Origin of the sequence: Delftia sp. DLF01, assembly GCF_014852125.1 — a bacterium.
In the GTDB taxonomy this organism is placed as follows: Bacteria; Pseudomonadota; Gammaproteobacteria; order Burkholderiales; family Burkholderiaceae_C; genus Comamonas; species Comamonas acidovorans.
The window spans coordinates 1443866-1468646 of sequence record NZ_JACVAZ010000002.1; the positions used below are offsets into that span (position 1 = coordinate 1443866).

Here is a 24781-nt window from a genome sequence, read left to right on the forward strand (position 1 = left end):
CGCGCCGCGACTACCTCAGCGCGAGTTGCTCAGTGAAGCTGCGCCCGCCGGGCGTTTCGCGGTGCTGCTGGGTGCGGTGCTCCACCAGCTGGTCCCACGTCTGCATCTGGCGCTCTTGCGTCTTGCGCAGCGCGCCGGTGACCTGCTTGCCGGCTGTCTCGATCAGCGTGGTGATGGTGCGGCTGTCCTGTACCTTGGTCAGGTCATAGTTGCCCGACTGCAAATCCAGCATGCTGCGGTTGCGCGCCTTTTTGGACTCGGCGTTCAGGGACTCGGTCACCACCTGGGCGATCGACTCGCCCTCCCTGCCGCGGGACTGCCGGGTGGTCTTCTGGCCCACCTGGTACTCGGCGCGGCCGATTTCGGTCACGGCGCCGAATTCATTGGTGTTCTCGAAATCACCGCTGAAGCTGGCCTGGAAATCGGCCAGGCCGCTTTGCAGGGACTGCACGGAACGCTCCAGCCCGGAGAGCGCGACGATGGCGCCCGGCGCGGCCGGCGCCTGCGCGTTGTGCAGCTGACTGAAGGCACTCTTGAACATGTCCACCAGCGCCGCATCCGCACGGCCGCGCTGCGCGGCGGCATCAAAGCGCTTCAGATGCTGGTCCAGCGCGGACTGGCGCTGTGAAGCGCTGGCGCCCACGGGGGCATCGGACTCCAGGTTGACGGCCAGCTCGCCCGCCGCGCCCTTCATCGCCACCGATCGGCCATCGGCGCCCACATGCAGGCTGAACGAGGACAGGGGCTGCGAAGGCTTGGGGTTCTTGATGTCCAGGTCCAGGCCGGACAGCACGCTGCGGTCGAAGTCCATCAGCTTGCCCAGTTCCAGCTGGGGCTTGCCCGGCTTTCCCAGGCCTTCCAGCGCTTCGTCCAGCCCGTCGGCCAGCTGGGCAATGGCCGCGCTCTCGGCCTTGCTCAAGGTGCCGGAACTCTTGACCTCGACCCGCAGCCCGCTGCTGCTTCCCGCTTCGCTGCCGTCGTTCGTGGCAATCCGCAGCTCCACGGTCTGGCCCGATTGCGTGCGGATCTTCAGGCTCACGGTGGCAGCGCCCACGGACACATCGCTCAGTGCGGACTTGTCCAGGGCCTGCGCATCCGCGCTGCCTGCGACGGAGTCGGCCGCCGTGGGCGCCTGGTACTCCGCCACCGTCTGTTGGTAGTCCGACGGCGTGGCCGCAAAACGCGACAGCAGGGCGCCGCCCAGGCCGCGCCAGCGGTCGGCCAGGCTGGCCGACGGGCCCAAGCCCAGGTTGCGCGCCATCAGGGTGCTGATGTCGTCCCTGTCTTGCGAGGCCCAGGCCCGGGTCAGCCTGAACTGGCCCAGTTCCACGGGCTGCGGTTTGGCATAGATGACGCTGGACCCTGTGGACTGGCCCAGCGTGACCTGCGTGCCCGGTTCGGCGGGTGCAGCAGCTGCCGTGGTCGCTGACGACCTCACGGACACCGTGGGCCGCATGCCCGCTGCGCTGGCGGCAAAGCTGGCGCCGGTGGATGAAATGCTGGTCATGGATTGATCGTCTTCCTTCGGTCTTGTCCTGACTGAATGTGGCGGCCCAAGCCTTTGCAGGCAGGGGATTTTCTCTGTTCATGGAGCATCGGCAGATTTCCGATTTTCTTTACCCCCCGTGCACCAATATGGTGTGAAAACCTTGTATTCATTGAAATCCGGCCAATACAGGGAATGTTTGGCTGTTGGCGCAAAAAAGACGCCATTGCTCTACTGGACGCAGCGGCCGGCGGCAAGCGACATCCTCTCAGTGAGGCCGCCCTCTTTGACCTGAGTCAAGACTATGAAGTGAACTGCATCGATATAACGAAACGGCATCGCCAAAATCGGTCGCTGCAGTGCAACATAGATAGAATGAAAAAGACCAGGAGACGATATTGGCATGCAAACCTTTGATTTGCATGCATCAAAACAAGCTATCAAAAGCTTCGTAGTCACAGGAAATACAAACATTCGCCGTGGCGCATATGTCGGCAATGCCGCGCCATGCCTCGTGATTCCTGACGAAGCCGCCCCAAGGCGGCCTGTTTCCCGGCAGACCTTCTGATCTGGAGCATTCGAGATGACGCTATTGGCTGGCAAAAAAGGCCTGATCGTCGGCATCGCCAACCGCGACAGCATTGCCTGGGCCTGTGCCCGGGCCATGCATGCGGCGGGCGCCGAGATCGGCGCGACCTGGCAGAACGACAAGGCCCGTGGGCATGTGGAGCCCCTGCTCGACGAGATCGGTGCCGAGCTGCGCATGCCGCTGGACGTGGGCGACGACGAGCAGATGCGCGCACTGTTCGATGCCGCCGCCGTGCGCTGGGGCCGGCTGGACTTCGTGCTGCACGCCGTGGCCTACGCCCCGCGCAAGGACCTGCAGGGCCGCGTGGTGGACAGCTCCCGCGAGGGCTTTGCGCTGGCCATGGACATCTCCTGCCACTCCTTCATCCGCATGGCGCACCTGGCCGAGCCGCTGATGGCCGCCAGCGGCGGCAGCCTCATGACGCTGAGCTACCTGGGCGCCAGCGAGGTCATGCCGCACTACGGAATCATGGGCCCGGTCAAGGCCGCGCTGGAGTCCACCACGCGCTACCTGGCGGCCGAGCTCGGCCCCTCGCGCATCCGCGTCAATGCCGTCTCGCCCGGGCCCATCGCCACGCGCGCGGCCTCGGGCATTGCCGCGTTCGATGAACTCGTGGCCGACAGCGTGCGCCGCTCGCCCATTGCCGGCGAATTGCAGCCCGACGACGTTGGGCCGCTATGCGCCTTCCTGGCCTCGGACGGGGCGCGCGCCATCACGGGCTGCACGCTGTATGTCGATGGCGGCCACCACATCCTCAACTAGCGGCTGCCGCACCGGCGCCCCGCAGCACTGCAGATGACCCTCCCATTCCCCCGAACCGCCGCCGCCGCGCTGGCAGCCGCACTGGCCGCCGCCCTGGCGGGATGTGCCTCCCTGGCGCCGCCGCACGAGCCGCCGCCCCTGCCCACGCCCGAGGCCTGGCCTGCCCATCTGCAGGCGGGCGCCCAGGGTGTCGCCGCCGCCGGCCTGCCCTGGCGCGACTACTTCACCGACCCCGTGCTGCGCCAGCTGATCGCCACCGCGCTGGAGCACAACCGCGACCTGCGCGTGGCCGCTCTGCGCGCCGAAGAGGCGCGCGCGGCCTTCCAGATCCAGCGCTCCGAGCTGTTCCCGGCCATTGGCGTGGGCGGCCAGGCCGCACGGGCGCGCGTGCCTGGCGACCTCAACCTCTCGGGCCGCTCCGTGGTCAGCGGCGAGTACCGCGCCGAGGTCGGCTTCAGCAGCTGGGAGCTGGACCTGTGGGGCCGCGTGCGCAGCCTCAAGGACGCGGCCCTGCAGACCTGGCTGGCCAGCGATGCGGGCCGCCACGCGGTGCAGACCGCGCTGATCGCCCAGGTGGCCGACGGCTACCTGGGCCTGCGCGAGCTGGACGAGCGCGTGGCCATTGCGCGCGAGACGCTGGCCACGCGCCAGGAATCCTTTCGCATCTTCACGCGCCGCGAGGCCGTGGGCGCCAGCTCGCGCCTGCAGCTGGCCCAGGTCCAGACCCTGCTGACCCAGGCGCAGGCCCTGCTGGCCCAGCTGGAGCTGGCACGCGCGCAGCAGCTGCACGCCCTGGCGCAGCTGGTCGGCGCCCACCCGGGCCCGCTGCCCGCCGCCGCACCCTTTGACGACGCCCTGGTGCTGGCCGAGCTGCGGCCGGGCCTGCCCTCGGAACTGCTCACGGCGCGGCCCGACATTGCCGCGGCCGAGCACCAGCTGCGCGCGGCCCGGGCCCAGATCGGCGCGGCGCGCGCCGCCTTCTTCCCGCGCATTGCGCTCACGGCCCGCTGGGGCACGGCCAGCGCCGAACTCGACGGCCTGTTCGACGGCGGCAGCCGCGCCTGGGCCTTCGTGCCCACGGTGTCCCTGCCCATCTTCGACGGCGGCCGGCGCCACGCCAACCTGGAGCTGGGCGAGATCCGCAGCGACATGGCCGTGGCCCAGTACGAGAAAGCCATCCAGACCGCCTTCCGCGAGGTGGCCGATGGCCTGGCCGCGCGCCGCTGGCTGTCCGAGCAGATCACCGTGCAGCGCACCGCCGTGCAGGCCCAGGCCGAGCGTGCGCGGCTGGCGCAGCTGCGCTACGACAACGGCTCGGCCGCCTACCTGGAGGTGCTGGACGCCCAGCGCGACCTGCTGGCCGCACGCCAGCAACTGGTGCAGGCGCGGCGCGCCCTGCTGTCCAGCCAGGTGGGCCTGTATGCCGCCCTGGGCGGCGGCAGCGGGGCGGAACCTGCCGCGCTGCCAGCCACCCTGCCGGCCACGCCTGCCGATCCCCCGAATTCCTGAAGCCTCCGGACCCGCCCATGGACAAGAACACCTCTCTGAAGAACAAGATCGTGCCGATCGCCGCCGTGGCGGTCCTGGCCCTCGTGGCCTGGTGGGCCTGGAAGACCTTCACGCCCAAGGGCCCGGGCGAGGGCTTCGTCGGCAGCAACGGCCGGGTCGAGGCCACCGAGATCGACATCTCCACCAAGCTGCCCGGCCGCGTGGAGGAAATCCTGGTGCGCGAGGGCGACTTCGTGCAGGCCGGCCAGCCCGTGGCGCGCATGCAGATCGACACCCTGCGCGCCCAGCGCCAGGAAGCCGACGCCATGCGCCAGCAGGCCGAGCACAGCGTGGCCGCGGCCGAGGCCCAGGTCACCCTGCGCCGCAGCGACCTGGCCGCCGCCCAGGCCCTGATCGTGCAGCGCGAGACCGAGGTGGACGCCGCGCAGCGCCGCTTCAAGCGCTCGGAAACGCTGGCGCGCGAGGGTGCCTCTTCGGTGCAGGAGCTCGATGACGACCGCGCCCGCGTGCGCGGCAGCGAGGCGGCGCTGGCCGCCACGCGCGCCCAGGCCGCCGCTGCCCAGGCCGCCGTGAAGGCGGCCGAGGCCCAGGTGGTGGGCGTGCGCTCCCAGGTGCAGGCGGCCACGGCCACGGTGGCGCGCGTGCAGGCCGACATCGACGACGGCGTGCTCAAGGCCCCGCGTGACGGCCGCGTGCAGCTGCGCGTGGCCCAGCCCGGCGAAGTGCTGGGCGCAGGCGGGCGCGTGCTCAACCTGCTGGACCTGTCCGATGTCTATATGACCTTCTTCGTGCCCGAGACCGCCGCCGGGCGCATCGCCCTGGGCAGCGAGGTGCGCCTGGTGCTGGACGCCGCGCCCGAGTACGTGATCCCCGCCCGCGTCTCCTTCGTCGCCAGCCAGGCCCAGTTCACGCCCAAGACCGTGGAGACCGCCAGCGAGCGCCAGAAGCTGATGTTCCGCGTGCGCGCCCAGATCCCGCCGGAGCTGCTGCGCCGCCATCTGGAACAGGTCAAGACCGGCGTGCCCGGCATGGCCTGGCTGCGCACCGATGCCAGCCATGAGTGGCCCGCCAACCTGGCCATCAAGCTGCCAGCCCAGCCCGCGCAATGAGCGAGAGCACGACGCCCCATGCCAGCGGCTGGGTCGTGCGCCTGAAGGGCGTGCACCAGCGCTATGGCCAGGTCGAGGCGCTGGCGGGCATAGATCTGGACATTCCCGAAGGCCGCATGGTCGGTCTGATCGGGCCGGACGGCGTGGGCAAGTCCAGCCTCATGGCGCTGATCTCCGGGGCGCGCAAGATCCAGGAAGGCAGCGTCGAGGTGCTGGGCGGCGACATGGCCCAGCGCCGCCACCGCGAGGCCGTCTGCCCGCGCGTGGCCTACATGCCGCAGGGCCTGGGGCGCAACCTCTATCCCACCCTGTCGGTGGAGGAGAACCTGCAGTTCTTCGCGCGCCTGTTCGGCCATGACGCGGCCGAGCGGCGCCGGCGCATCGACGACCTCACCCAGGCCACGGGCCTGCGCAAATTCCTGGAGCGGCCGGCCGGCAAGCTGTCTGGCGGCATGAAGCAGAAGCTGGGCCTGTGCTGCGCGCTGATCCACGACCCCGACCTGCTCATTCTTGACGAGCCCACCACGGGCGTGGACCCGCTGGCGCGCGCCCAGTTCTGGGACCTGATCGCGCGCATCCGCCGCCAGCGCCCCGGCATGAGCGTGCTGGTGGCCACGGCCTACATGGACGAGGCCCAGCGCTTCGACTGGCTGGTGGCCATGGACGAGGGCCGCGTGCTGGCCACGGGCACGCCGGCCGAGCTGCTGCAGCGCACAGACAGCCGCTCGCTGGAAGAGGCCTTCATCGCCCTGCTGCCCGAAGAGAAAAAGCGCGGCCATGCGCCCGTGACCATCGCCCCCCTGCCCGAGGGCGGCGAGGACGACATCGCCATCGAGGCCAGGGACCTGACCATGCGCTTTGGCGACTTCGTCGCCGTGGACCATGTGTCCTTCCGCATCCGCCGTGGCGAGATCTTCGGCTTCCTGGGCTCCAACGGCTGCGGCAAGAGCACCACCATGAAGATGCTGACCGGCCTGCTGCCGGCCAGCGAGGGCCAGGCCTGGCTGTTCGGCCAGCCCGTGGACCCGCGCGACATCGACACGCGCCGCCGCGTGGGCTACATGACCCAGGCGTTCTCGCTGTACGGCGAGCTGACCGTGCACCAGAACCTGGTGCTGCATGCGCGCCTGTTCGGCGTGCCCGAGGCGGACATCCCCGCGCGCGTGGCCGAGATGCTGCAGCGCTTCGACCTGCAGGCCGTGCAGCACAGCCTGCCGGCCGCCCTGCCGCTGGGCATGCGCCAGCGCCTGTCGCTGGCCGTGGCCATGGTGCACAAGCCCGAGCTGCTCATCCTGGACGAGCCCACCTCGGGCGTGGACCCCGTGGCGCGCGATGGCTTCTGGCGCCTGCTGGTGGAGCTGTCGCGGCGCGACCGCGTGACCATCTTCATCTCCACCCACTTCATGAACGAGGCCGAGCGCTGCGACCGCATGTCCATGATGCATGCGGGCAAGGTGCTGGACAGCGACACGCCCGCGCGCCTGGTGGCCAAGCGCGGCGCGGCCACGCTGGAGGAAGCCTTCATCGGCTACCTGGTCGAGGCCGGTGGCGGCGAGGCCCCGGCCGAGGAACAGCAGGCCGCACCAGCCACCCCCGCTGCCGTGGAAACGCACACTGCGCGCCGCCGCCATTTCAGCGCCCAGCGCATGCTCAGCTATGTCTGGCGCGAAGCGCTGGAGCTGCAGCGCGACCCGGTGCGCGCCACGCTGGCCCTGGTGGGCTCGCTGATCCTGATGTTCGTGATGGGCTACGGCATCAGCCTGGACGTGGAGGACCTGCGCTTTGCCGTGCTGGACCGCGACCAGACCACCATCAGCCGCAGCTATGCGATGAGCCTGTCGGGCTCGCGCTACTTCATCGAGCAGCCGCCGCTGACCGACTACGACGCACTGGACCGCCGCATGCGCAGCGGCGAGCTGACCCTGGCCATCGAGATCCCCCCGGGCTTTGCGCGCGATGTGCTGCGCGGCGGCTCCGTGCAGGTGGGCGCGTGGTTCGACGGCGCCATGCCCACGCGCGCCGAGACCGTGCGCGGCTACCTGCAGGGCATCCACCAGCACTGGCTGACCGAGCAGGCGCGCGAGCGCCTGGGTGTGACGCCGGCCGGCCTGATCGACATCCAGACGCGCTTTCGCTACAACCCCGACGTGCGCAGCCTGCCGGCCATGGTGCCGGCCGTCATGCCCCTGCTGCTGCTGCTTTTGCCCGCCATGCTGACGGCGCTGGCCGTGGTGCGCGAGAAGGAAAGCGGCTCCATCACCAACCTCTACGTCACGCCGGTCACGCGCACCGAATTCCTGCTGGGCAAGCAACTGCCCTATGTGGTGCTGGCCATGCTGAACTTCCTGCTGATGTGCCTGATGGCCGTCACCCTGTTCGGCGTTCCCGTGACGGGCAGCTTTGCCACGCTGGCCCTGGCGGCGCTGATCTTCAGCGGCGCCTCCACGGGCTTCGGCCTGCTGGCCTCCACGCTGACGCGCAGCCAGATCGCCTCGATGTTCCTGGTGCTGATCGGCACGCTGATTCCCACCACGCAGTTCGCGGGCCTGGTCGATCCCGTGTCCTCGCTGGAGGGGGCGGGCCGCATCATCGGCGAGGTCTATCCGGCCAGCCACATGATCGCCATCAGCCGCGGCGTGTTCAGCAAGGCGCTGGGATTTCGGGAGCTGGCCGGCTCGTTCGGGCCGCTGCTGCTGTCCGTGCCGGTGATCCTGGGCCTGGCCATTGCACTGACCAGAAAGCAGGAGAGCTGAAATGCGCACCCGCCTTTTCTCCAACATCTACCGGCTGGGCGTCAAGGAGCTGTGGAGCCTGTGGCGCGATCCCGTGCTGCTGGTGCTCATCGCCTATGTGTTCACGGTCTCCATCTACACGGCGGCCACGGCCATGCCCGAGAGCCTGCACAACGCGCCCATCGCCATCGTGGACGAGGACGGCTCGCCGCTGTCGCAGCGCATCGCGGGCGCCTTCTATCCGCCGCAGTTCGCGCCGCCGGCCATGATCGACCGCACGCAGATGGACCCGGGCATGGACTCGGGCACCTACACCTTCGTGCTCAACATCCCGCCCAACTTCCAGCGCGACGTGCTGGCGGGCCGCGCGCCCGAGCTGCAGCTGAACGTGGACGCCACGCGCATGAGCCAGGCCTTCACGGGCAACAGCTATGTGCAGCAGATCGTCACGGCCGAGGTCAGCGAGTTCGTGCGGCGCTTTCGGGGCGCCACCGCCCTGCCCGTGGACCTGGTGGTGCGCGCGCGCTTCAATCCGGCGCTGGACAAGGTCTGGTTCGGCGGGCTGATGCAGATCATCAACAACGTGACCATGCTGTCCATCATCCTCACGGGCGCGGCCCTGATCCGCGAGCGCGAGCACGGCACGGTGGAGCACCTGCTGGTCATGCCGGTGACACCGACCGAGATCATGCTGGCCAAGATATGGTCCATGGGACTGGTCGTGCTGGTCACCGCCTTTGCCTCGCTCAACCTCGTGGTGCGCGGCGCCCTGGGCGTTCCCATCGAAGGCTCGCTGCCGCTGTTCCTGGCGGGGGCCGCGCTGTGCCTGTTCGCCACAACGTCGCTGGGGATCTTCCTTGCCACGCTGGCGCGCAACATGCCACAGTTCGGCATGCTGCTGGTGCTCGTGCTGCTGCCGCTGCAGCTGCTGTCGGGCGCCATGACGCCGCGCGAAAGCATGCCCGGGCTGGTGCAGAACATCATGCTGGCCGCGCCGACCACCCACTTTGTCGAGCTGTCGCAGGCCATCCTCTACCGCGGAGCGGGGCTGGACGTGGTCTGGAAGCCCTTCCTCGCGCTGGCCGCGATCGGCTCCGTGCTGTTCGCCCTCACGCTCACCCGTTTTCGCAAGACCATCAGCCAGATGGCCTGATTTCGTTCCCGCCGCCAAGGCATCTTTCCATCTCAACCAGCAAGGAGTTTCATATGAGCGCACAGACCATTCCCCTCCATCTGCTCAAGGCACAGCTTGAACTGCAGCTGCACCTGAGCCGGCTGCTGCAGGAAAGCGGCCAACAGTGGCTGGAGCATGCCGCACGCAACGGCCCCGAGCGCATCGCCGAGACCGGCAGCGAGATCGAGGGCGTGCAGCAGACCAGCAGCTGGCAGGAGCTGGCCACCCTGCCCGCCCAGGCCTTCTGGCGCCACGCCCACCTGCGCATGGGCCATGCCCAGGCCCTGGCCCAGACCGCCATGGCCAGCCAGATGACCCTGGCCCAGGGCGTGCAACAGGCCGTGCACGACTGGCAGCAACAGGTGGCAGCCACGCTGGGCAACAGCACCCAGGGCGCAGCCGACACCGCCGTGCCGTGGAGCGACCTGCTCGCCCGCTGGACCTCGGCCGTGCAGTCCGTGGCCCAGCCCGCCCATGCGGCGCAGCAGCCCATTGCGGCAGCCGCCGCCGAAACGGCCCGCGACGCCACAGCCCAGGGCTGACGGGCCCCAAGGAAGCCGCCACGCGGTCCCGCAGGTTCGGGGCCGCATGGGCGCGGGGCGGCCATCCGCACCCAGCCACAAGCAATCACACGCAATCTAAGAGCAGGGCATGACATGCCGGTAAAGGAGTGGGCCAGATGAACGAGAACCTGCAGAGCCACGGCACCGTGGACGTGGGAGGGATGTGGGGCGATCCGATGAAGCTGTCGCAGGCAGCCGCGCAATACGCCACCGATGCCTGGCAGCGCTCGCTGCTGTATGCCGACATCCGGCGCCAGCGTGGCAACCAGTACCGCGAGCATCTGGCCGAGGAAGTGCCCAATGTGCTGAGCTTCCGGGCCGAGATCGTGATGTCGGGCCTGGACCTGCCGCGCCCCGTCAACTACGGCCTGGCACGCATCGCGCCCATGGAGGGCACGGTCATCGACCCGGCCAAGCGCCCCTTCATCGTCGTCGATCCGCGCGCGGGCCACGGCCCCGGCATCGGCGGCTTCAAGCCCGACAGCGAGATCGGCGCCGCGCTCAAGGCCGGCCATCCCTGCTACTTCGTGGGCTTCCTGCCCGACCCCGTGCCCGGCCAGACCGTCGAGGACGTGATGCGCGCCGAGGCCCAATTCGTGCGCAAGGTCGCCGAGCTGCACCCCGAGAGCCGGGGCAAGCCCGCCGTCATCGGCAACTGCCAGGCCGGCTGGCAGATCCTCATGACGGCTGCCGTCTGGCCCGAGCTGTTCGGCCCCATCATCGTGGCCGGTGCGCCGCTGTCGTACTGGGCCGGCGACAACCCCATGCGCTACGGCGGCGGCCTCATGGGCGGCAGCTGGATGACGGCGCTGACCAGCGACCTGGGCGCGGGCCGCTTCGACGGCGCATGGCTGGTGCAGAACTTCGAGAACCTCAACCCGGCCAACACGCTGTGGGAAAAGCAGTACCAGGTCTATGCCGACGTGGACACCGAGGGGCCGCGCTACCTGGGCTTCGAGAAGTACTGGGGCGGCTATGTCTTCCTGGAAGGCCGCGAGATGCAGTACATCGTGGACAACCTGTTCATCGGCAACCGGCTGGCCACGGCCGAGCTGACGACCTCGGACGGCGTGCGCATCGACCTGCGCAACATCCGCTCGCCCATCGTGGTGTTCTGCTCGCATGGCGACAACATCACGCCGCCGGGCCAGGCCCTGGGCTGGATCACCGACCTGTACCGCGACGACGAGGACATCGCCGCGCACGACCAGACCATCGTCTTCGCCACGCATGACAGCATCGGCCACCTGGGCATCTTTGTCTCGGGCGCCGTGGGCCGCAAGGAGCACCGCGAGTTCGCGGCGCACATCGACATCATCGACCTGCTGCCCGCCGGCATCTACCGCGCCGAGATCGCCGACCGCCCGGCCGGTGTGCCGGCACAGGATCTGACCGACGACGCCTACCTGATGAAGATCCGCCGCAGCGACCTGGCCGAGGTGCGCTCCATCGTCCGGCCCGACCCCGAAAGCGAGCGCCATTTCGCCGCTGCCGCGCGCGTCTCCGAAATCAACCTGGCCCTGTACCGCAACACCGTGCAGCCCTGGGTGCAGGCACTGTCCACGCCGCTGTCTGCGCGCTGGCTGCAGGCCATGCACCCGCTGCGCGTGGGCTATGAATGCTGGTCGGACTCGCACCCGCTGGCACCCGTCGTGGCCCAGGCCGCCGAGCATGCGCGCGAGGACCGCCACCCCGTCGAGCCCGACAACCCCTTCCTGAAGGCGCAGCAGGCCATGTCGCAGGCCGTGGTGCATCTGCTCGACACCTACCGCGACCAGCGCGATGCCATGCAGGCGCGGCTGTTCCACGCCATCTATGGCTCGCCCCTGGTCCAGGCCCTGGCCGGCCAGAGCCGCCAGGACGACGGCCCGCCGCGCCCGCACCCCGGCGAATCGCCCGAGCACTGCCAGTACATGCGCCAGGAGCTGGCGCGGCTGCACGAAAGCGTGGCCCAGGGCGGGCTGTACGAGGCCGTCATACGCGCCCTGTTCCACGTGCTGCGCGCACGCGGCGAGGCCGATGAGCGCCACTTCCGCCACGCCTGGCGGCTGCTGCAGGACCACCTGGGCGGCGTGCCGCCCGACATGGCGCAGTTCCGCCGCATCGTGCGCCGCCAGGCCCTGCTGATGCAGCGCGAGCCCGACGCCGCCATGGCCGCCATCCCCCGGTTGCTGGCCGCCTCGCCCGCCGCCGACATCCGCTGGGGCATGACCACGGTGGACGAGCTGGCCAACCAGGGCGGCAACCTCAGCGATGCCGAGCACCAGCGCCTGCTGCAGGCCATGGGGCATTTCGTGCAGGCGCTGGAGGCGGCCGAGTCCAGGCAGGCGAAAGAGCAGGCCGAGCGGCACCCGGCCATCGCGCCAGCCTCGGCGGCCGAGCCTGAACCCGCACCTGTGTCGGCACCTTTGACGGCACCCGTGACGGCACCTTCGGCAGCGCCTCTGACCGCCCCTGTTGCGGCTCCTGCTGCAGCTCCTGAACAGGCCCCCGAGCCCGCACCTGTTCCCGACTCCGCGCCTGCCGCCAAGCGCCCCGCACGCGCCCAGGCCAGCCGCGCACACCCCAGCCCCCGGAAAAAGCGATGAACCTCTCCCCCGATTCCGATGCGGCCCTGCCGCCCGAAGACCTGGCCCTGCTGCGCAACCACAGCTTTGACGAACTGGGCGTGGGCGACAGCGCCAGCCTGGAACGCACGCTGAGCACCCAGGACCTGCGCCTGTTCGCCGCCCTGTCGGGCGCGGCCGTGGCCGACGGCGCCGGTGCCGGTGCCGGCACGGTTGCCGGCGCCGACGATGACGACACAGCCCTGATCGCCCACGGCATGTGGGGCGGCATGCTGCTGGCCTCGGTGCTGGGCACGCGCCTGCCCGGCCCGGGCACCACCCTGGTTGGCCAGACGCTGCGCTTTCTGGCGCCGCTGGCCGCAGGCGACCGGCTGACCGTGCGCGTGGAGGTGCTGGCCAAGCAGGCCGAGCAGCGCCAGGTCACGCTGGCCGTGGCCTGCACCAACCAGCATGGCGCCGCCGTGATCGAGGGCCAGGCCACCGTGCATGCGCCTGCGCGCCACATCGAGCGCCAGCGCACCAGCCTGCCCGAGATCCGCCTGGAGGCCGGTGGACGCGACGGCTTGCAGCGGCTGCTGGCCCATGTGGCCGGCCTGCCGCCCATCCGCGTGGCCGTGGTCCATCCTTGCGACGAGCCCAGCCTCTCGGCCGCGCTGGACGCGCGCCGCGAAGGCCTGATCGACCCCGTTCTGGTGGCCCCGCGCGCGCGGCTGGAGGCCGTGGCGGCCGAGCACGGGCTGGACCTGGGCGGCCTGCGCATCGAGGACGTGCCGCACAGCCACGCCGCCGCCACGCGCGGCGCCGAGCTGGCCGCCTGCGGCGAGGTCGAGGCCATCATGAAAGGCAGCCTGCACACGGACGAACTCATGGCCGAGGTGGTGGCCGCCGCCGCCGGCCTGCGCACCAAGCGCCGCGTCAGCCACTGCTTCGTGCTGCAGACGCCGCACTACCCGCGCCCCTTCATCGTCACCGATGCGGCCATCAACCTCGCGCCCGACCTGCAGCAAAAGGCCGACATCGTGCGCAACGCCATCGCCCTGGCCCATGCCATCGGCGTGCCCGAGCCCAAGGTCGCCATCCTGGCCGCCGTGGAGACCGTGAGCCCGCACATGCCGGCCACGCTGGACGCTGCCGCGCTGTGCAAGATGGCCGACCGGGGCCAGATCGAAGGCGGCGTGCTCGACGGGCCGCTGGCCTTCGACAACGCCGTGTCCATGGCCGCCGCGCGCACCAAGGGCATCGATTCGCCCGTGGCGGGCCAGGCCGACATCCTGGTCGTGCCCGACCTGGAAAGCGGCAACATGCTGGCCAAGCAGCTCATGTACATGGGCGAGGCGGCCAGCGCCGGCATCGTCATGGGCGCCAAGGTGCCCGTGATCCTGACCAGCCGCGCCGACAGCCGCGCCTCGCGCATCGCCTCCTGCGCCATCGCCCTGCTGCTGGCCCACCGCTACCGGAACTCCCCGCCATGATCCCTGCCCACACCGCATCCTCCCCCGCCCGCGAACTGGTCGTGGTGCTCAACTGCGGCTCATCCAGCATCAAGTTCGCCGTCTTCGACGGTGCCCAGCGCCCGCTGCCGCGCAAGCCGCTGTGGAACGGCAAGGTCCAGGGCATAGGCGGGCCCGCGCCCGACTTCGGCGAGAGCGGCGTGCCGCCCTTTGCCATTGCCCTGGATGCCGCCCACCCCTACCGCGCCGCGCTGCAGCTGATCCGCGAGCGCATCACCGCGCGCCTGGCGCAGCTGGACGGCGCCCGCGTGGCCGCCGTCGCCCACCGCGTGGTGCACGGCGGCAGCCGCTACTTCGAGCCCGTGCGCGTCGATGCCGGCGTGCTGGCCGACCTCAAGGCCTTCATCCCGCTGGCGCCGCTGCACCAGCCCTTTGCGCTGGAGGCCATGGACATCCTGCTGCGCGAGCGGCCCGAACTGGTGCAGGTGGCCTGCTTCGACACCGCCTTCCACCACACGCTGCCCAAGGTCGAGCAACTGCTGCCCCTGCCGCACGCGGCCTGGGAGCGCGGGCTGCGCCGCTACGGCTTCCACGGCCTGTCCTACGAATACATGGCCACCGCCCTGCCCGAGAGGCATGGCGATCTGGCACGCGGGCGCACCCTGGTGGCCCACCTGGGCAGCGGCGCCAGCCTGTGCGCCATGCAGGGCCTGCAAAGCGTGGCGACGACCATGGGGTTCTCTGCGCTGGACGGCCTGATGATGGGCACGCGCACCGGCGCGCTGGACCCCGGCGCCGTGATCTACCTGATGGAAATCGAAAAGCTCAGCCTGCAGGAAGTGGGCCGCATCCTGTACCACGAGTCCGGCCTGCTGGGCGTCTCGGGCACCTCGTCCGAGCCGCGCGTGCTGCTGCCGCTGGAGTCGGGCACCGATGCCCAGGCCGAGCGCGCGCGCGATGCGCTGGCCCTGTACGTGCGGCGCATCGTGCGCGAGATCGGCGCCCTGGTCGCCGTGCTGGGCGGCCTGGACCTGCTGGTGTTCACCGCAGGCGTGGGCGAGCACAGCGCCGAGATACGGCGGCGCGTGTGCGAGGGCCTGGGCTTTCTGGGCCTGCGGCTGGACGCCGAGGCCAATGCGCGCGATGCGGCCGTGATCTCGGCCACCGGCAGCGCCGTCACCGTGGGCGTGGAGCCCACCAACGAGGAATGGGTGGCAGCGCGCCATGCGCTGCGCTGGCTGCCGGGCAACGCGATCCCCGCATGAGTGTGAACAGGCCCTAGGAACGATCGTCCTGCGCACCGCCTTCGCGCAGCCGCGCGAACTCGCGGTGCTCGTAGGCAATGCATTCCTCCATGAGGTGGCGGTACACCGCCTCCATCATGTCGGGCTGGCCGCCCTCGGCGGCCGTGCGCTCGCGCACGCGGCGCACGATGGCCTCGATGCGGCCCTCGTCGCGCACCTGGGCCGCATCGGCCTTGATGCGCGCGGCCTGCTGCATGTAGCCCATGCGCGTGACCAGCAGCGGCACCAGCACATCGTCCAGCGCATCCACATTGCGGCGCACATCCAGCATGTCGGTGCAGTGCTGCACCAGGTCGATGGCCTGCTTGGCGCGGTCCGTGCTCATTCCAGTCCTTCCTCCACCAGCTCGGCCGCGCGCATCAGTGCGCGCGCCTTGTGCTCGGTCTCTTTCCATTCCATCTCGGGCACGGAATCGGCCACCACGCCGGCGGCGGCCTGCACGTAGAGCGTGCCGTCCTTGATCACGCCCGTGCGGATGGCAATGGCCAGGTCCATGTCGCCCGCAAAGCTCAGGTAGCCGCAGGCGCCGCCGTAGATGCCGCGCTTGGTGGGCTCCAGCTGGTCGATGACCTCCATGGCATGCACCTTGGGCGCGCCCGTCAGCGTGCCGGCCGGGAAGGTGGCCTTGAACACGTCCATGTTGTCCATGCCGTCGCGCAGAATGCCCTCCACGTTGCTGACGATGTGCATCACGTGGCTGTAGCGCTCCACGGCAAAGGCCTCGGTCACCTTCACGCTGCCCGTCTTGGCGATGCGGCCGATGTCGTTGCGCGCCAGGTCGATCAGCATCACGTGCTCGGCGCGTTCCTTGGGGTCGGCCACCAGCTCCTTTTCGGTGGCCTTGTCGGCCTCGGGCGTGGCGCCGCGCGGGCGCGTGCCGGCCAGCGGGCGGATGGTGACCTTCTGGCCCTCGTCCGTGTTCTCCTGGCGCACCAGGATCTCGGGGCTGGCGCCCACCACATGGAAATCGCCCAGGTGGTAGTAGTACATGTAGGGGCTGGGATTGAGCGAACGCAGCGCGCGGTACAGGCTCAAGGGGCTGGCCGTGAAGCGCTTGTGGATGCGCTGGCCCACCTGCACCTGCATGAAGTCGCCCGCGGCGATCAGCTCCTTGGCCTTCTCCACGGCCGCCAGGTAGTCTTCCTTGGCAAAGCTGCGCTGGGCCGGGTGGCTCTCGCCGGCCTTGATCTGCGGCGCGCTGACCGAGTAGCGCAGCAGATCCTTCAACTGCCGCAGCCGCTTCTTGGCGCGCGTATAGGCCTCGCTCTCGCCGGGGTTGGCATAGACGATCAGGTACAGCTTGCCCGACAGGTTGTCGATCACCGCCACTTCCTCGCACTGCAGCAGCAGGATGTCGGGGCAGTTGAGCGTATCGGGCGGGCAGGAATCTTCCAGCTTCTTCTCGATGTAGCGCACGGCGTCATAGCCGAAGTAGCCGGCCAGCCCGCCGCAAAAACGCGGCAGCCCCGGGCGCAGCGCCACCTTGAAGCGCTTTTGGTAGGCAGCGATGAAATCCAGCGGATTGCCCTTGGCCGTCTCCACCACCTGGCCATCGGTCACCACCTCGGTGCATGCCGCATCGCCAAAGCCGCTGGCGCGCAGCAGCGTGCGTGCAGGCAGGCCGATGAAGCTGTAGCGCCCGAAGCGCTCGCCGCCCACCACGGACTCCAGCAAAAAGCTGTGCTTGCCGTCACCGCCCGCATGGGCCAACTTGAGGTAGAGGGACAGGGGGGTTTCGAGGTCCGCAAACGCCTCGACCATCAGAGGGATGCGGTTGTAGCCCTGCGCAGCAAGGCTCTTGAATTCGAGTTCGGTGATCACGGGGGAAGGCTCCGGATTGCGTGGCGCTGGCAGACCTGGTGTGGGTGCGGGCTGCGTATGGGTTGCGCCGATTCATTCGATTGGCCCGTAGGGCCTCGGGTGCACGCCGGGTCGCGCCCCGGGTGCTTCAGCTGTTCAGTTGGACAGGCTTGCGCCAGGGCCAGGCTCCCCGGTCTCCACAACCTGCAATGAACATGCGATGAATGAACATAGCGGGCAAGTGTAGCGCAGACGCGGCGGGGTACAAGTGCGGACCGGCGCCTTGCGGGGGCGCCGCAGGGGCCTGCCATGGCCACAATTGACACCCTGGTCAGCCTGACCAACAATGGCAGCACAACCTGACCAGAAAGGTCGACCATGCCGTCCCATTTCTCCGCCCGCACCGACGCTGCCTTGCCCGAGGGCGAACGCGACCCGCTGAACCGCGCCCTGCGGGACCTGAGCCATCAGGTCGGCTCGGCCATGCCGCGCAACACCACGCCCATGCCGATCTCGGTCTTCAAGGCGCAGTACGGCGCGGTGCTCAAACAGGCCGATCACGACGGGGTGGCCCTCATCTCCCAGGGCCGCAAGCGCTATGTGATCGTCAGCGAGGAGCACATGGTGGCCCTGTCCGCCAACGAGCGCGCCCCCCGCACGGTGGCCGACATCTGCAGATCGCTGCCGCTGCCGCGCCAGGCCATGGATCTGTCCGCTGCACAGATGTCCGGGGCGCGCGGCGATATCGACGTACCCGCCCGGCGCGCGCCATGAGCCGCTACCTGCTGGGCCCCCGCTGCCTGCTGTGGATGGCAAACCAGGAGCCCGCAACCCTGCAGTGGTTCTCCACCATCCGGCCGCTGGACTGCATCGTCAGCGACCTGTCCATGGCCATCGCCAAGGCGGCCGTGGCCGAGGCATTCCACGACCTGCGCGACCGCAACGAATGGTTCTCCCTGCTCGACGCGCTGTATGCCAACCTGCGCGCCGAAGGCGCCTCCATGCTGACCAGCGTGGACAACAAGGTGCTGGAGCGCTTCATCGAATGGCGCAACTTCGCGCCGCTGGACAGCCAGGGCCCGCAGGGCACGGCGCCCCTGGCGCAGGACCTGCGGCTGCTCATCGCCACGGCCGACCTGCTCAAGGTCTGCTACACCGAGCCCGCCAACCTCTACCTGACGCAGGCCGCCGCCCGGGGCGTCACCGTGCACGCGCTGTGATGGACTTCGACGTACCGCCCCTGTCCAGCGCGGTGCGCCAGGGCCTGCGCCGGCGCCGGGTCGTCCTGAGCCTGTCGGGCGGCGGCTATCGCGGCCTCTTCAGCGCCCATGTGCTGGAGCGCATCCACCGCGAATTCGGCAACGGCGACCTGCTGGAGAAAGTGGACCTGTTCGCCGGCACCTCCATCGGCGCCATCATCGCCACCGCCCTGGCCAGCGGCTGCCAGCCCGCGCGCATCAAGCAACTGCTGCTGGACCACGGCCCCGCCATCTTTCCCTCCAAATGGCTACCCGGCCTGCGCCAGGCCATGGGCAAGGCGCTCTATGACAGCGCCCCGCTGCGCGCAGCGATCAAGGAGGCCATGCCGCAAGCGGAGCAGTCCGCCCTGGGGCAACTGCAGGTGCCGCTGCTGCTGCCCGCCGTGAACTGGAATTCATCGCAGCTGCACGTGCTGGCCAGCGGCGCCCTGCCCGACAGGGACCGGCTGGGCCTGACGCTGATGGACGCCATGCTGGCCTCATCGGCCGCCCCCACCTACTTTCCCGCGCACGCCGCAGCAGGCCATGTCTTCGTGGACGGCGGACTCGCCGCCAACGCGCCCGACCTGCTGGCCCTGCAGGCCGCACGCCAGCTCTGGGGGCCGGCGGCCGACATCGTGATGATCAGCATAGGCACCGCCAACCCCCAGCAGGGCCAGGACCCCGTGGCCATGCCCCGGCGCGGGCTGACCCTGGTCAAGCCCCTGCTGGACCTGGTCATGGCCGCCCAGGAAGTCCAGGCCGTCAAGGCGGCCCGCCAGGAACTGGGCACCAGCAGCTACCTGCGCCTGAACTTCACGCAGCCCGCAGCCCAGCAAAAGCGCCTGGGCCTGGACATCGCCAACGCCGACAGCACCCGGCTGCTGCAGGCCCTGGGCGACGAATGCATCGCCGCCCTCACGGAGCAGGAAAAGACGCTGCTGAAGAACGTCCTGGGCTGAAACGCCAGGCCAAGCGAAGCGAAGGCCCGACAGGGCTTGCAAAGAGAATCAGCGCTCAAACGCCGCCGAAGCCGCAGCCATCCGCCGCAGATACGCCGGATCCTCCTGCAGGCAATGCACGTAGCTCACCTCGTCCTCCACCAGCTCCTCCATCCGCTGCGCAGCCCCGCAAATGGCCTGCAGCGCATTGGCCACCACCTCCAGATTGCGATGGCCCTCGGGCCGCTCCAGCCAGGCCAGCGCCAGCTGGCCCAGGGAATACACCTCGCTGCTGCCCTGCAGCGTCAGCCGGCCGATCTCGGTCACGGCATGGCTCAACTGCTGCGGCGTGGGCTGGGTCAGGGTTGTGGAAGCGGTACTCATGGCGCAACCCCTTCCACGGCAGACGCGCCAGAGTGAGGCGCTTGATGGGAGGAGGGGAAGGCAGAAATGGAAATGCCGTACATGATTTCGTACTCCTTTGCGAGAGAACAAAACCACCGGCCCGTGTTCTTACGCACAGACAGGTGGACGGGATGTTAAGAACACGTGCAAAGCCGTGCGGACGCCCTTGCGGGTAGCCCCATCCCGCCCGTAACCGCAGGGACGTGGGCATGCACCCACGATCCGACAATTCAGACGTGACAAGGCCTCGCTCACGGGGAGGCAGCACCGCTTTACACGCAGGTGTTCTTACGCACCAGCCCCTGAACAGGGGGCCGCCGCAATGATAGAGGCTTTCAAGACGGCAAACGCCCCAGCGCTCCAGGCCGAGCGAAGCGAAGGCCCGAACCCACTCCCCGTATGGCCGCGCCTGCGCCGGGCTGCCTGCGGGGTTGCAGTCCTGCCGAAGGACAGGACTGCTTCGTCATCTGACTCGCTGCGGTTGTCTGAGCGAAGTTCACGCAGTGAACGCAGCGAGTTCCGCAGCGAACCCCGCAGGCAGCCCGGCGCAGGTTGCCCCGCAGCGCAGCGAAGGGGACGCGGACATTCGGGCGCTTTTCTTTGCTCACTTTCTTGTAGCGAGACAAGAAAGTGAGTCGGCCGCCGGGCCGAAACCCGGCCTCGAAAAGAAACGCCCCGACAGGGGCTTGCAAACAGAATCAGCGGTGCAACGCACAGACAGGTGGACGGGATGTTAAGAACACGCATTGCGACGTGCGGACGCCCTTGCGGGTAGCCCCATCCCGCCCAAAACCACTGGGACGCAGGCTCGCGCCTGCGCTCCGGAAACAAGACGAAAGCCACGAGCCGGTGTTCTTACCCACAGACAGGTGGACGGGATGTTAAGAACACGCATTGAGCCGTGCGGACGCCCTTGCGGGTAGCCCCATCCCGTCCATAACCGCAGGAACGTGGGCATACACCCACGACAAGAAAGCGGACCGAGCAGGATGATAGCCACCCTCCATCGGCCCGCGAAAACCCTGTTGCCACCCCCACCCAATCCCCACAACATCTCGCCCGGACGTAACAAACCGCAACCGGGCCACAGCCCGCCCCCCGCAGGAGACACCATGACCGCCTTGCCCCGCTGGATGAAAACAGCCGCCCTGGCCATGGCGCTGGCGATGCCGCTGGCCGCCACTGCCCAGGAGCCGCCGCGCACCGTCGCGGGCGTGGCCTATCCCGCCCAGGCCGGGGTGGGCGGCCAGACGCTGCAGCTCAATGGCGCGGGCATTCGCTACAAGGCCATCTTCAAGGTCTACACGGCGGGCCTGTACCTGGAAAAGCCGGCCGCCAGCCTGCAGGAGATCGCGGCCCTGCCCGGCCCCAAGCGCGTGAGCGTGACCATGCTGCGCGAGATCGATTCGGCCGAGCTGGGCAAGCTGTTCGCGCGCGGCATCGAGGACAACATGGAGCGCGCGCGCTTCTCACGCCTGGTGCCCGGCGTGCTGCGCATGAGTGACATCTTCACGCAGCACAAGAAGCTGCTGCCGGGCGAGAACTTCTCGGTGGACTGGGTGCCGGGCCAGGGTGCCCAGGTCTTCGTCAAGGGCCAGGCCCAGGGCGCGCCCTTCCAGGAGCCCGAGTTCTTCCAGGCGCTGCTGGGCATCTGGCTGGGCCCGCACCCGGCCGACGATCAGCTCAAGAAGGCATTGCTGGGCGGTTGAACGGCTGCGCGGGCTCCTGCACCGGCCCGGCAAAGCGCGCCTGGATCTCCAGCCCCGTGGCACCGGGCAGGGCCGTGAGCGTCCAGCCGTGGGCGCGCGCAATCTCCAGGCAGATGGGCAGGCCCAGGCCTGCGCCCAGGTCGCGCCGCTCGCTGCTGCGCCAAAAGCGCTCGAAGATGCGCGGCAGGTCCTCGGGCGGCACGCCACGGCCCTGGTCCAGCACCGAAAAGCCCAGGCCGCAGGCCTTCACGGTGACGGTGGCGCCCTGCGGGCTGTGCTGCACGGCGTTCTCGATCAGGTTCTTGAGCAGCACGAAGAGCGCGCCCCGGTCGGCACGCCAGGCAAGGGCATCGTCCTTGACCTCGCAGTGGATGTGCACGCCGCATTTTTCGGAGGCGCGGGCCATGAAGTCGCAGACCTCGCCAATGATGTCGGCCGGCGCAATGTCTTCCATGCGGTAGCGCTGGTGTTCGCAGACCTCGGCCAGGTGCAGCAGCTGCTGGACCTGGCGCGCCATGTGGTCCACGTCCTTGAGCAGCTCGGGGCTGCGCCGGTCCTCGGGCTCCAGCTCGATCTGCACGCGCATCAGGGCCAGCGGCGTCTTGAGCTCATGCGCGGCCATGGACAGGAATTCCTGCTGGTTCCTGAAGCCGGCCTGCAGCCGGTCCAGCACGTGGTTGAAGGCCTCGACCAGGGGCGCGAACTCGCGCGGCAGGTCCTTGGGCTGCAGGCGCGTGCCCAGCGTCTGCGGGGTGATGCGCTGGGCATCCTGCGCGGCCACGCCCAGCGGCCTGAGCATGCGCTGCAGCGTGCGGTGCGTGGAGAACAGGAACACGACCAGGAAGACCACGCCGATGGCCACCATGCCCCGCCACAGCGCGGGCAGGCCCACCGATTCACGCAGCCAGTCCACCATGCGGTCGCTGACGGCTATCTGCACGTGCCACGTCGTGCCGTCGTGGACCAGCGTGGCCGTGCCCGCGCGCATGACCACGCCGCCGCGCTCGTAGGCAAAGGCCTTGAGCTCGGGGTCGAAGCCCCGGCCGGTCTGCGTCAGCGGCTGCATTTCGCCGTTGGGGGCGAAGACCACGCGGCCGCGGGCGTCGGTGATGCGCAACTGCATTTCCTCGCCCAAGCTGGTCAGCATCCAGGCCTTGAGTTCACGCTCGCTGAAACCCTGGGGCACGCCCTTGGCATCGAAGCTCACCCACTCGGCCAGCTTCTCGGCCGCATGCCCCATGCCGCGCTGCAGCGCGTAGCTGTCGAAGGGCTTGGCGACGAGGATCACCAGCGCGCCGACCAGCAGCGCGCTGAACACCATGCTCAACCCATAGACGGCCAGCAGCCGCGAGCGCAGGCTACCGGGCCAGCAAAGGTTCGCGAAGCGCATAGCCCTGACCCCGGATGTTGACGATTTCCATGCATGAGCCGGCCGCGGCCAGCTTGCGGCGCAGCCGGTGCAGGGCCACATCGAGGGCGTTGGGCGTGACCACGCTGCTCATGCCCCAGGCCGCCGCCTCCAGCGTGGAGCGGCGCACCGTGGCGCCGGCCTTGCGCACCAGGCTGAGCATGATCTGCAGCTCCGCCGGCGGCAGCGCGATGGCCGAGCCCGCGCAGTGCATGCAGGCCTGCTGCGGGCTGATGCTGATGTCGCCCAGTTGCGGCGCCAGCTCCTGCACCAGGGCCGGGCGGCGCAGCAGGGCGCGCACGCGGGCGATCAGTTCTTCCATGGGAAAGGGCTTGGTCAGGTAGTCGTCGGCCCCGGCTTCCAGGCCGCCCACGCGGTCGCTGAGCGCGTCACGGGCCGTGAGCATCAGGCAGGGCGTGGAGCGGCCTGCGGCGCGCAGGCGCTGCACCAGTTGCAGGCCGTCGCCATCGGGCAGGCCGCGGTCGATGACGATGACGCCGTAGTCGATGTCCTGCAGGGCCAGCCAGGCCGTGGAGATCTGGTGGAAGACGTCGGTCTCTATGCCGGAGTTGGCCAGCGAGCGGCTGACCAGCGTGGCCAGCCTGGCATGGTCCTCAATTAATGCGATGCGATTCATGGTTTCCGTCGTTGCCGCACAGGGACAGCAAATGCTCCCTGATCCCGGTGATGCGCTGCGGCGCCATGGGCTCCACCAGCACATGGATGACCCACAGGTCCTCGACCATGGCGCGGCATTGCAGGGCAATGTCCTCGGACACCAGATCGTCGGCGCAGGCCGCGTCCACGAAATCAAACCATATGTTCTGGAATCTTGCGCGGGTCAGCAACTGTGCGGCCGTCTTCTGGCCGCGCTGGCGGGACAGGGCATGCTCGCAGACGCAGCGCACGTAGGCGCGCAGGTGGCGTGCGGGGCCTGGCGGCTCCTCGGCCAGCGCCTGCAGCAGGTCCTCGCGGAACTTGAGGATGAGCAGCTCGAAGATCGTCTCCAGCCGCACGGCACGGTGCTGGCTGCATTCTTGGAAGCGCGAACCCAGGGAATACGCCTGGCCCGCCGCCTGGATACCTATCACGTCCTGGTAGATGGAGGCTTGCATTGCGATGGCACGTTCTGTCGTTTCAGGCTCCGTCGGTCCGCCGCGAGAGCGGCAAACCTTCGGGGAAAACGGCCATGCTCCCCGATTGCGTCTTACTGGCGACTTACCGGCCCCTGAATCTGGCCCATTACACCGGGAATATGCAGGCGGCCGGTTTGATCAATATTGGCTCAAATATCTTCCTGCCAGCCAGCAACATACCTGACCAGCGCCCACTGCGCCAGCCACAGCGCCATATAGCCAAAGGTCTCCACCAGCTCCTCCAGCACGATCACCTGATAATCAAACCATTGCTGCAGGACAATGAAGCCATGACCTTCCGCATTGGTGGATATCACCATGGCCGCGACAAATGTCGCCAGGCTGAATATCGGCAGCGCCTTCTCGCGCACCAGGCGCTTGATGACCTTGTTCCAGACACCGTGGCGCACAAACCAATAGCAGCAAAGCAGCAGCATGGCACCCACCACCCATTTGACGGCGGGCCGGTACCACAGCACCTGGGAGCTGATCACCGGCCCCCACTTGCCAGCCTCCAGGCTGGGCAGGAAAGCCGCGCCCCAGGCCAGTTCACGCCCCAGAAAGGCCAGCCAGAACAGGGAGGCGATCCACCACAGTGGCGCTGCAAAGGAGCCCTTTTGCCGCCGCGCCGCAACCAGGGCCGCCACCATGCCCAGCAGCAGGGTCACGGCCTGGATATTCTCCAGGAATCCATTTTCCCAGCTCAGGCTTTGCGGCAATACAAAGCTCAGGGGAAAACTCAATACCAGTCCCGCCAACAAAGCCCAATTCCAAAGCCGCAGCAAGGAATCATCGTGGTATTTGGACGTGGATATTCTTGTTTTTGAAAGGGAAGCAGTCATTTTGATACAGGGCGTCTGGCGCTTTATCTGTTGATATGGTTTTTGCAAGCACGCAA

22 protein-coding genes are annotated in these 24781 nt (G+C 68.9%); 14 read left to right on the forward strand and 8 right to left on the reverse strand.

What is annotated here, in order from left to right; genetic code table 11:
• Positions 1-10 precede the first annotated feature (10 nt).
• Entirely contained in the window at positions 11-1507 is a 1497-nt protein-coding gene (locus IB269_RS15005) for a hypothetical protein (protein WP_192367504.1), read from the reverse strand.
• A gap of 382 nt (positions 1508-1889) precedes the next feature.
• Between IB269_RS15005 and IB269_RS15010 the strand changes: the two genes are divergently transcribed.
• The 10 genes from IB269_RS15010 to IB269_RS15055 all read left to right on the forward strand — a co-directional run bounded on the left by IB269_RS15010 (position 1890) and on the right by IB269_RS15055 (position 15207).
• Entirely contained in the window at positions 1890-2054 is a 165-nt protein-coding gene (locus tag IB269_RS15010; RefSeq protein ID WP_192367505.1) for a hypothetical protein, read from the forward strand.
• Positions 2055-2069: 15 nt separating this feature from the next.
• The gene (gene fabI / locus IB269_RS15015; protein WP_099752560.1) at positions 2070-2837 is read left to right on the forward strand and encodes an enoyl-ACP reductase FabI; all 768 of its coding nucleotides are present in this window, start codon (positions 2070-2072) and stop codon (positions 2835-2837) included.
• Between the two features lie 33 nt (positions 2838-2870).
• Entirely contained in the window at positions 2871-4346 is a 1476-nt protein-coding gene (locus IB269_RS15020; RefSeq protein WP_192367506.1) for an efflux transporter outer membrane subunit, read from the forward strand.
• Between the two features lie 17 nt (positions 4347-4363).
• Positions 4364-5455 (forward strand): HlyD family secretion protein, encoded by a 1092-nt coding sequence (locus IB269_RS15025; protein WP_012202692.1) that lies wholly within the window; start codon positions 4364-4366, stop codon positions 5453-5455.
• Positions 5452-8208, forward strand: coding sequence for a ribosome-associated ATPase/putative transporter RbbA (gene rbbA / locus IB269_RS15030; RefSeq protein WP_192367507.1), 2757 nt, complete (start codon positions 5452-5454; stop codon positions 8206-8208). Before IB269_RS15025 ends, rbbA begins: the two co-directional genes overlap by 4 nt.
• 1 nt (position 8209) lies before the next feature.
• The gene (locus IB269_RS15035; RefSeq protein ID WP_097204274.1) at positions 8210-9340 is read left to right on the forward strand and encodes an ABC transporter permease; all 1131 of its coding nucleotides are present in this window, start codon (positions 8210-8212) and stop codon (positions 9338-9340) included.
• Positions 9341-9393: 53 nt separating this feature from the next.
• The gene (locus tag IB269_RS15040; RefSeq protein ID WP_013804682.1) at positions 9394-9903 is read left to right on the forward strand and encodes a hypothetical protein; all 510 of its coding nucleotides are present in this window, start codon (positions 9394-9396) and stop codon (positions 9901-9903) included.
• Positions 9904-10040: 137 nt separating this feature from the next.
• On the forward strand, positions 10041-12512 hold the full coding sequence (locus tag IB269_RS15045) for a DUF3141 domain-containing protein (protein ID WP_192367508.1): 2472 nt from the start codon (positions 10041-10043) through the stop codon (positions 12510-12512).
• Positions 12509-13963, forward strand: a complete 1455-nt coding sequence (locus IB269_RS15050) for a bifunctional enoyl-CoA hydratase/phosphate acetyltransferase (RefSeq protein WP_192367509.1) — start codon at positions 12509-12511, stop codon at positions 13961-13963. Before IB269_RS15045 ends, IB269_RS15050 begins: the two co-directional genes overlap by 4 nt.
• Entirely contained in the window at positions 13960-15207 is a 1248-nt protein-coding gene (locus IB269_RS15055) for an acetate/propionate family kinase (RefSeq protein ID WP_192367510.1), read from the forward strand. Before IB269_RS15050 ends, IB269_RS15055 begins: the two co-directional genes overlap by 4 nt.
• Positions 15208-15220: 13 nt before the next feature.
• On the opposite strand, the gene IB269_RS15060 is transcribed toward IB269_RS15055, so the two are convergent.
• Together IB269_RS15060 and trpE are read right to left on the reverse strand one after the other, a co-directional pair.
• Complete coding sequence (locus tag IB269_RS15060) at positions 15221-15571, reverse strand: chorismate mutase (protein WP_016449526.1); 351 nt, start codon at positions 15569-15571, stop codon at positions 15221-15223.
• Positions 15568-17067: an anthranilate synthase component I gene (gene trpE, locus IB269_RS15065; protein ID WP_013804687.1), complete on the reverse strand. Its 1500-nt coding sequence runs from the start codon at positions 17065-17067 to the stop codon at positions 15568-15570. Before trpE ends, IB269_RS15060 begins: the two co-directional genes overlap by 4 nt.
• A 357-nt stretch (positions 17068-17424) precedes the next feature.
• Here trpE and IB269_RS15070 point away from each other — a divergent pair, with 357 nt between their 5' ends.
• The 3 genes from IB269_RS15070 to IB269_RS15080 are packed head-to-tail and all read left to right on the forward strand — an operon-like array spanning position 17425 to position 19246.
• Positions 17425-17820 (forward strand): hypothetical protein, encoded by a 396-nt coding sequence (locus IB269_RS15070; RefSeq protein WP_063327577.1) that lies wholly within the window; start codon positions 17425-17427, stop codon positions 17818-17820.
• Positions 17817-18266, forward strand: coding sequence for a hypothetical protein (locus tag IB269_RS15075; RefSeq protein WP_034389628.1), 450 nt, complete (start codon positions 17817-17819; stop codon positions 18264-18266). The genes IB269_RS15070 and IB269_RS15075 overlap by 4 nt, the downstream gene beginning before the upstream one ends.
• Entirely contained in the window at positions 18266-19246 is a 981-nt protein-coding gene (locus IB269_RS15080; protein ID WP_013804689.1) for a CBASS cGAMP-activated phospholipase, read from the forward strand. The genes IB269_RS15075 and IB269_RS15080 overlap by 1 nt, the downstream gene beginning before the upstream one ends.
• A gap of 48 nt (positions 19247-19294) precedes the next feature.
• On the opposite strand, the gene IB269_RS15085 is transcribed toward IB269_RS15080, so the two are convergent.
• Positions 19295-19609 carry a hypothetical protein gene (locus IB269_RS15085; RefSeq protein ID WP_034389625.1) on the reverse strand — a complete coding sequence of 105 codons (315 nt, stop codon included), beginning with the start codon at positions 19607-19609 and terminating at the stop codon, positions 19295-19297.
• Between the two features lie 1133 nt (positions 19610-20742).
• On the opposite strand from IB269_RS15085, the gene IB269_RS15090 reads away from it, so the two are divergent.
• A complete protein-coding gene (locus IB269_RS15090) occupies positions 20743-21339 on the forward strand; it encodes a chalcone isomerase family protein (protein ID WP_013804690.1) in 597 nt (198 codons plus the stop codon).
• Here IB269_RS15090 and IB269_RS15095 read toward each other — a convergent pair.
• From IB269_RS15095 to IB269_RS15110, 4 genes are all read right to left on the reverse strand, one after another.
• Entirely contained in the window at positions 21314-22729 is a 1416-nt protein-coding gene (locus tag IB269_RS15095) for a sensor histidine kinase (protein WP_192367511.1), read from the reverse strand. The two genes, IB269_RS15090 and IB269_RS15095, sit on opposite strands and share 26 nt — an antisense overlap.
• On the reverse strand, positions 22698-23384 hold the full coding sequence (locus IB269_RS15100) for a response regulator transcription factor (RefSeq protein ID WP_013804692.1): 687 nt from the start codon (positions 23382-23384) through the stop codon (positions 22698-22700). Before IB269_RS15100 ends, IB269_RS15095 begins: the two co-directional genes overlap by 32 nt.
• Positions 23362-23862 carry a hypothetical protein gene (locus IB269_RS15105; protein ID WP_034389620.1) on the reverse strand — a complete coding sequence of 167 codons (501 nt, stop codon included), beginning with the start codon at positions 23860-23862 and terminating at the stop codon, positions 23362-23364. Before IB269_RS15105 ends, IB269_RS15100 begins: the two co-directional genes overlap by 23 nt.
• Before the next feature lie 170 nt (positions 23863-24032).
• A complete protein-coding gene (locus tag IB269_RS15110; protein WP_192367512.1) occupies positions 24033-24725 on the reverse strand; it encodes a hypothetical protein in 693 nt (230 codons plus the stop codon).
• Positions 24726-24781: the final 56 nt, after the last annotated feature.

What these genes read in the sequence shown, in the direction of transcription:
- IB269_RS15100 (WP_013804692.1), bottom strand. Translation starts at nt 23,384, where the DNA reads ATGAATCGCATCGCATTAATTGAGGACCATGCCAGGCTGGCCACGCTG.
- IB269_RS15090 (WP_013804690.1), top strand. Translation starts at nt 20,743, where the DNA reads ATGACCGCCTTGCCCCGCTGGATGAAAACAGCCGCCCTGGCCATGGCG.
- IB269_RS15075 (WP_034389628.1), top strand. Translation starts at nt 17,817, where the DNA reads ATGAGCCGCTACCTGCTGGGCCCCCGCTGCCTGCTGTGGATGGCAAAC.
- IB269_RS15025 (WP_012202692.1), top strand. Translation starts at nt 4,364, where the DNA reads ATGGACAAGAACACCTCTCTGAAGAACAAGATCGTGCCGATCGCCGCC.
- IB269_RS15040 (WP_013804682.1), top strand. Translation starts at nt 9,394, where the DNA reads ATGAGCGCACAGACCATTCCCCTCCATCTGCTCAAGGCACAGCTTGAA.
- rbbA (WP_192367507.1), top strand. Translation starts at nt 5,452, where the DNA reads ATGAGCGAGAGCACGACGCCCCATGCCAGCGGCTGGGTCGTGCGCCTG.
- IB269_RS15050 (WP_192367509.1), top strand. Translation starts at nt 12,509, where the DNA reads ATGAACCTCTCCCCCGATTCCGATGCGGCCCTGCCGCCCGAAGACCTG.
- IB269_RS15035 (WP_097204274.1), top strand. Translation starts at nt 8,210, where the DNA reads ATGCGCACCCGCCTTTTCTCCAACATCTACCGGCTGGGCGTCAAGGAG.
- IB269_RS15045 (WP_192367508.1), top strand. Translation starts at nt 10,041, where the DNA reads ATGAACGAGAACCTGCAGAGCCACGGCACCGTGGACGTGGGAGGGATG.
- IB269_RS15060 (WP_016449526.1), bottom strand. Translation starts at nt 15,571, where the DNA reads ATGAGCACGGACCGCGCCAAGCAGGCCATCGACCTGGTGCAGCACTGC.
- IB269_RS15020 (WP_192367506.1), top strand. Translation starts at nt 2,871, where the DNA reads ATGACCCTCCCATTCCCCCGAACCGCCGCCGCCGCGCTGGCAGCCGCA.
- IB269_RS15080 (WP_013804689.1), top strand. Translation starts at nt 18,266, where the DNA reads ATGGACTTCGACGTACCGCCCCTGTCCAGCGCGGTGCGCCAGGGCCTG.
- IB269_RS15010 (WP_192367505.1), top strand. Translation starts at nt 1,890, where the DNA reads ATGCAAACCTTTGATTTGCATGCATCAAAACAAGCTATCAAAAGCTTC.
- IB269_RS15085 (WP_034389625.1), bottom strand. Translation starts at nt 19,609, where the DNA reads ATGAGTACCGCTTCCACAACCCTGACCCAGCCCACGCCGCAGCAGTTG.
- IB269_RS15105 (WP_034389620.1), bottom strand. Translation starts at nt 23,862, where the DNA reads ATGCAAGCCTCCATCTACCAGGACGTGATAGGTATCCAGGCGGCGGGC.
- fabI (WP_099752560.1), top strand. Translation starts at nt 2,070, where the DNA reads ATGACGCTATTGGCTGGCAAAAAAGGCCTGATCGTCGGCATCGCCAAC.
- IB269_RS15005 (WP_192367504.1), bottom strand. Translation starts at nt 1,507, where the DNA reads ATGACCAGCATTTCATCCACCGGCGCCAGCTTTGCCGCCAGCGCAGCG.
- IB269_RS15070 (WP_063327577.1), top strand. Translation starts at nt 17,425, where the DNA reads ATGCCGTCCCATTTCTCCGCCCGCACCGACGCTGCCTTGCCCGAGGGC.
- IB269_RS15110 (WP_192367512.1), bottom strand. Translation starts at nt 24,725, where the DNA reads ATGACTGCTTCCCTTTCAAAAACAAGAATATCCACGTCCAAATACCAC.
- IB269_RS15095 (WP_192367511.1), bottom strand. Translation starts at nt 22,729, where the DNA reads ATGCGCTTCGCGAACCTTTGCTGGCCCGGTAGCCTGCGCTCGCGGCTG.
- IB269_RS15055 (WP_192367510.1), top strand. Translation starts at nt 13,960, where the DNA reads ATGATCCCTGCCCACACCGCATCCTCCCCCGCCCGCGAACTGGTCGTG.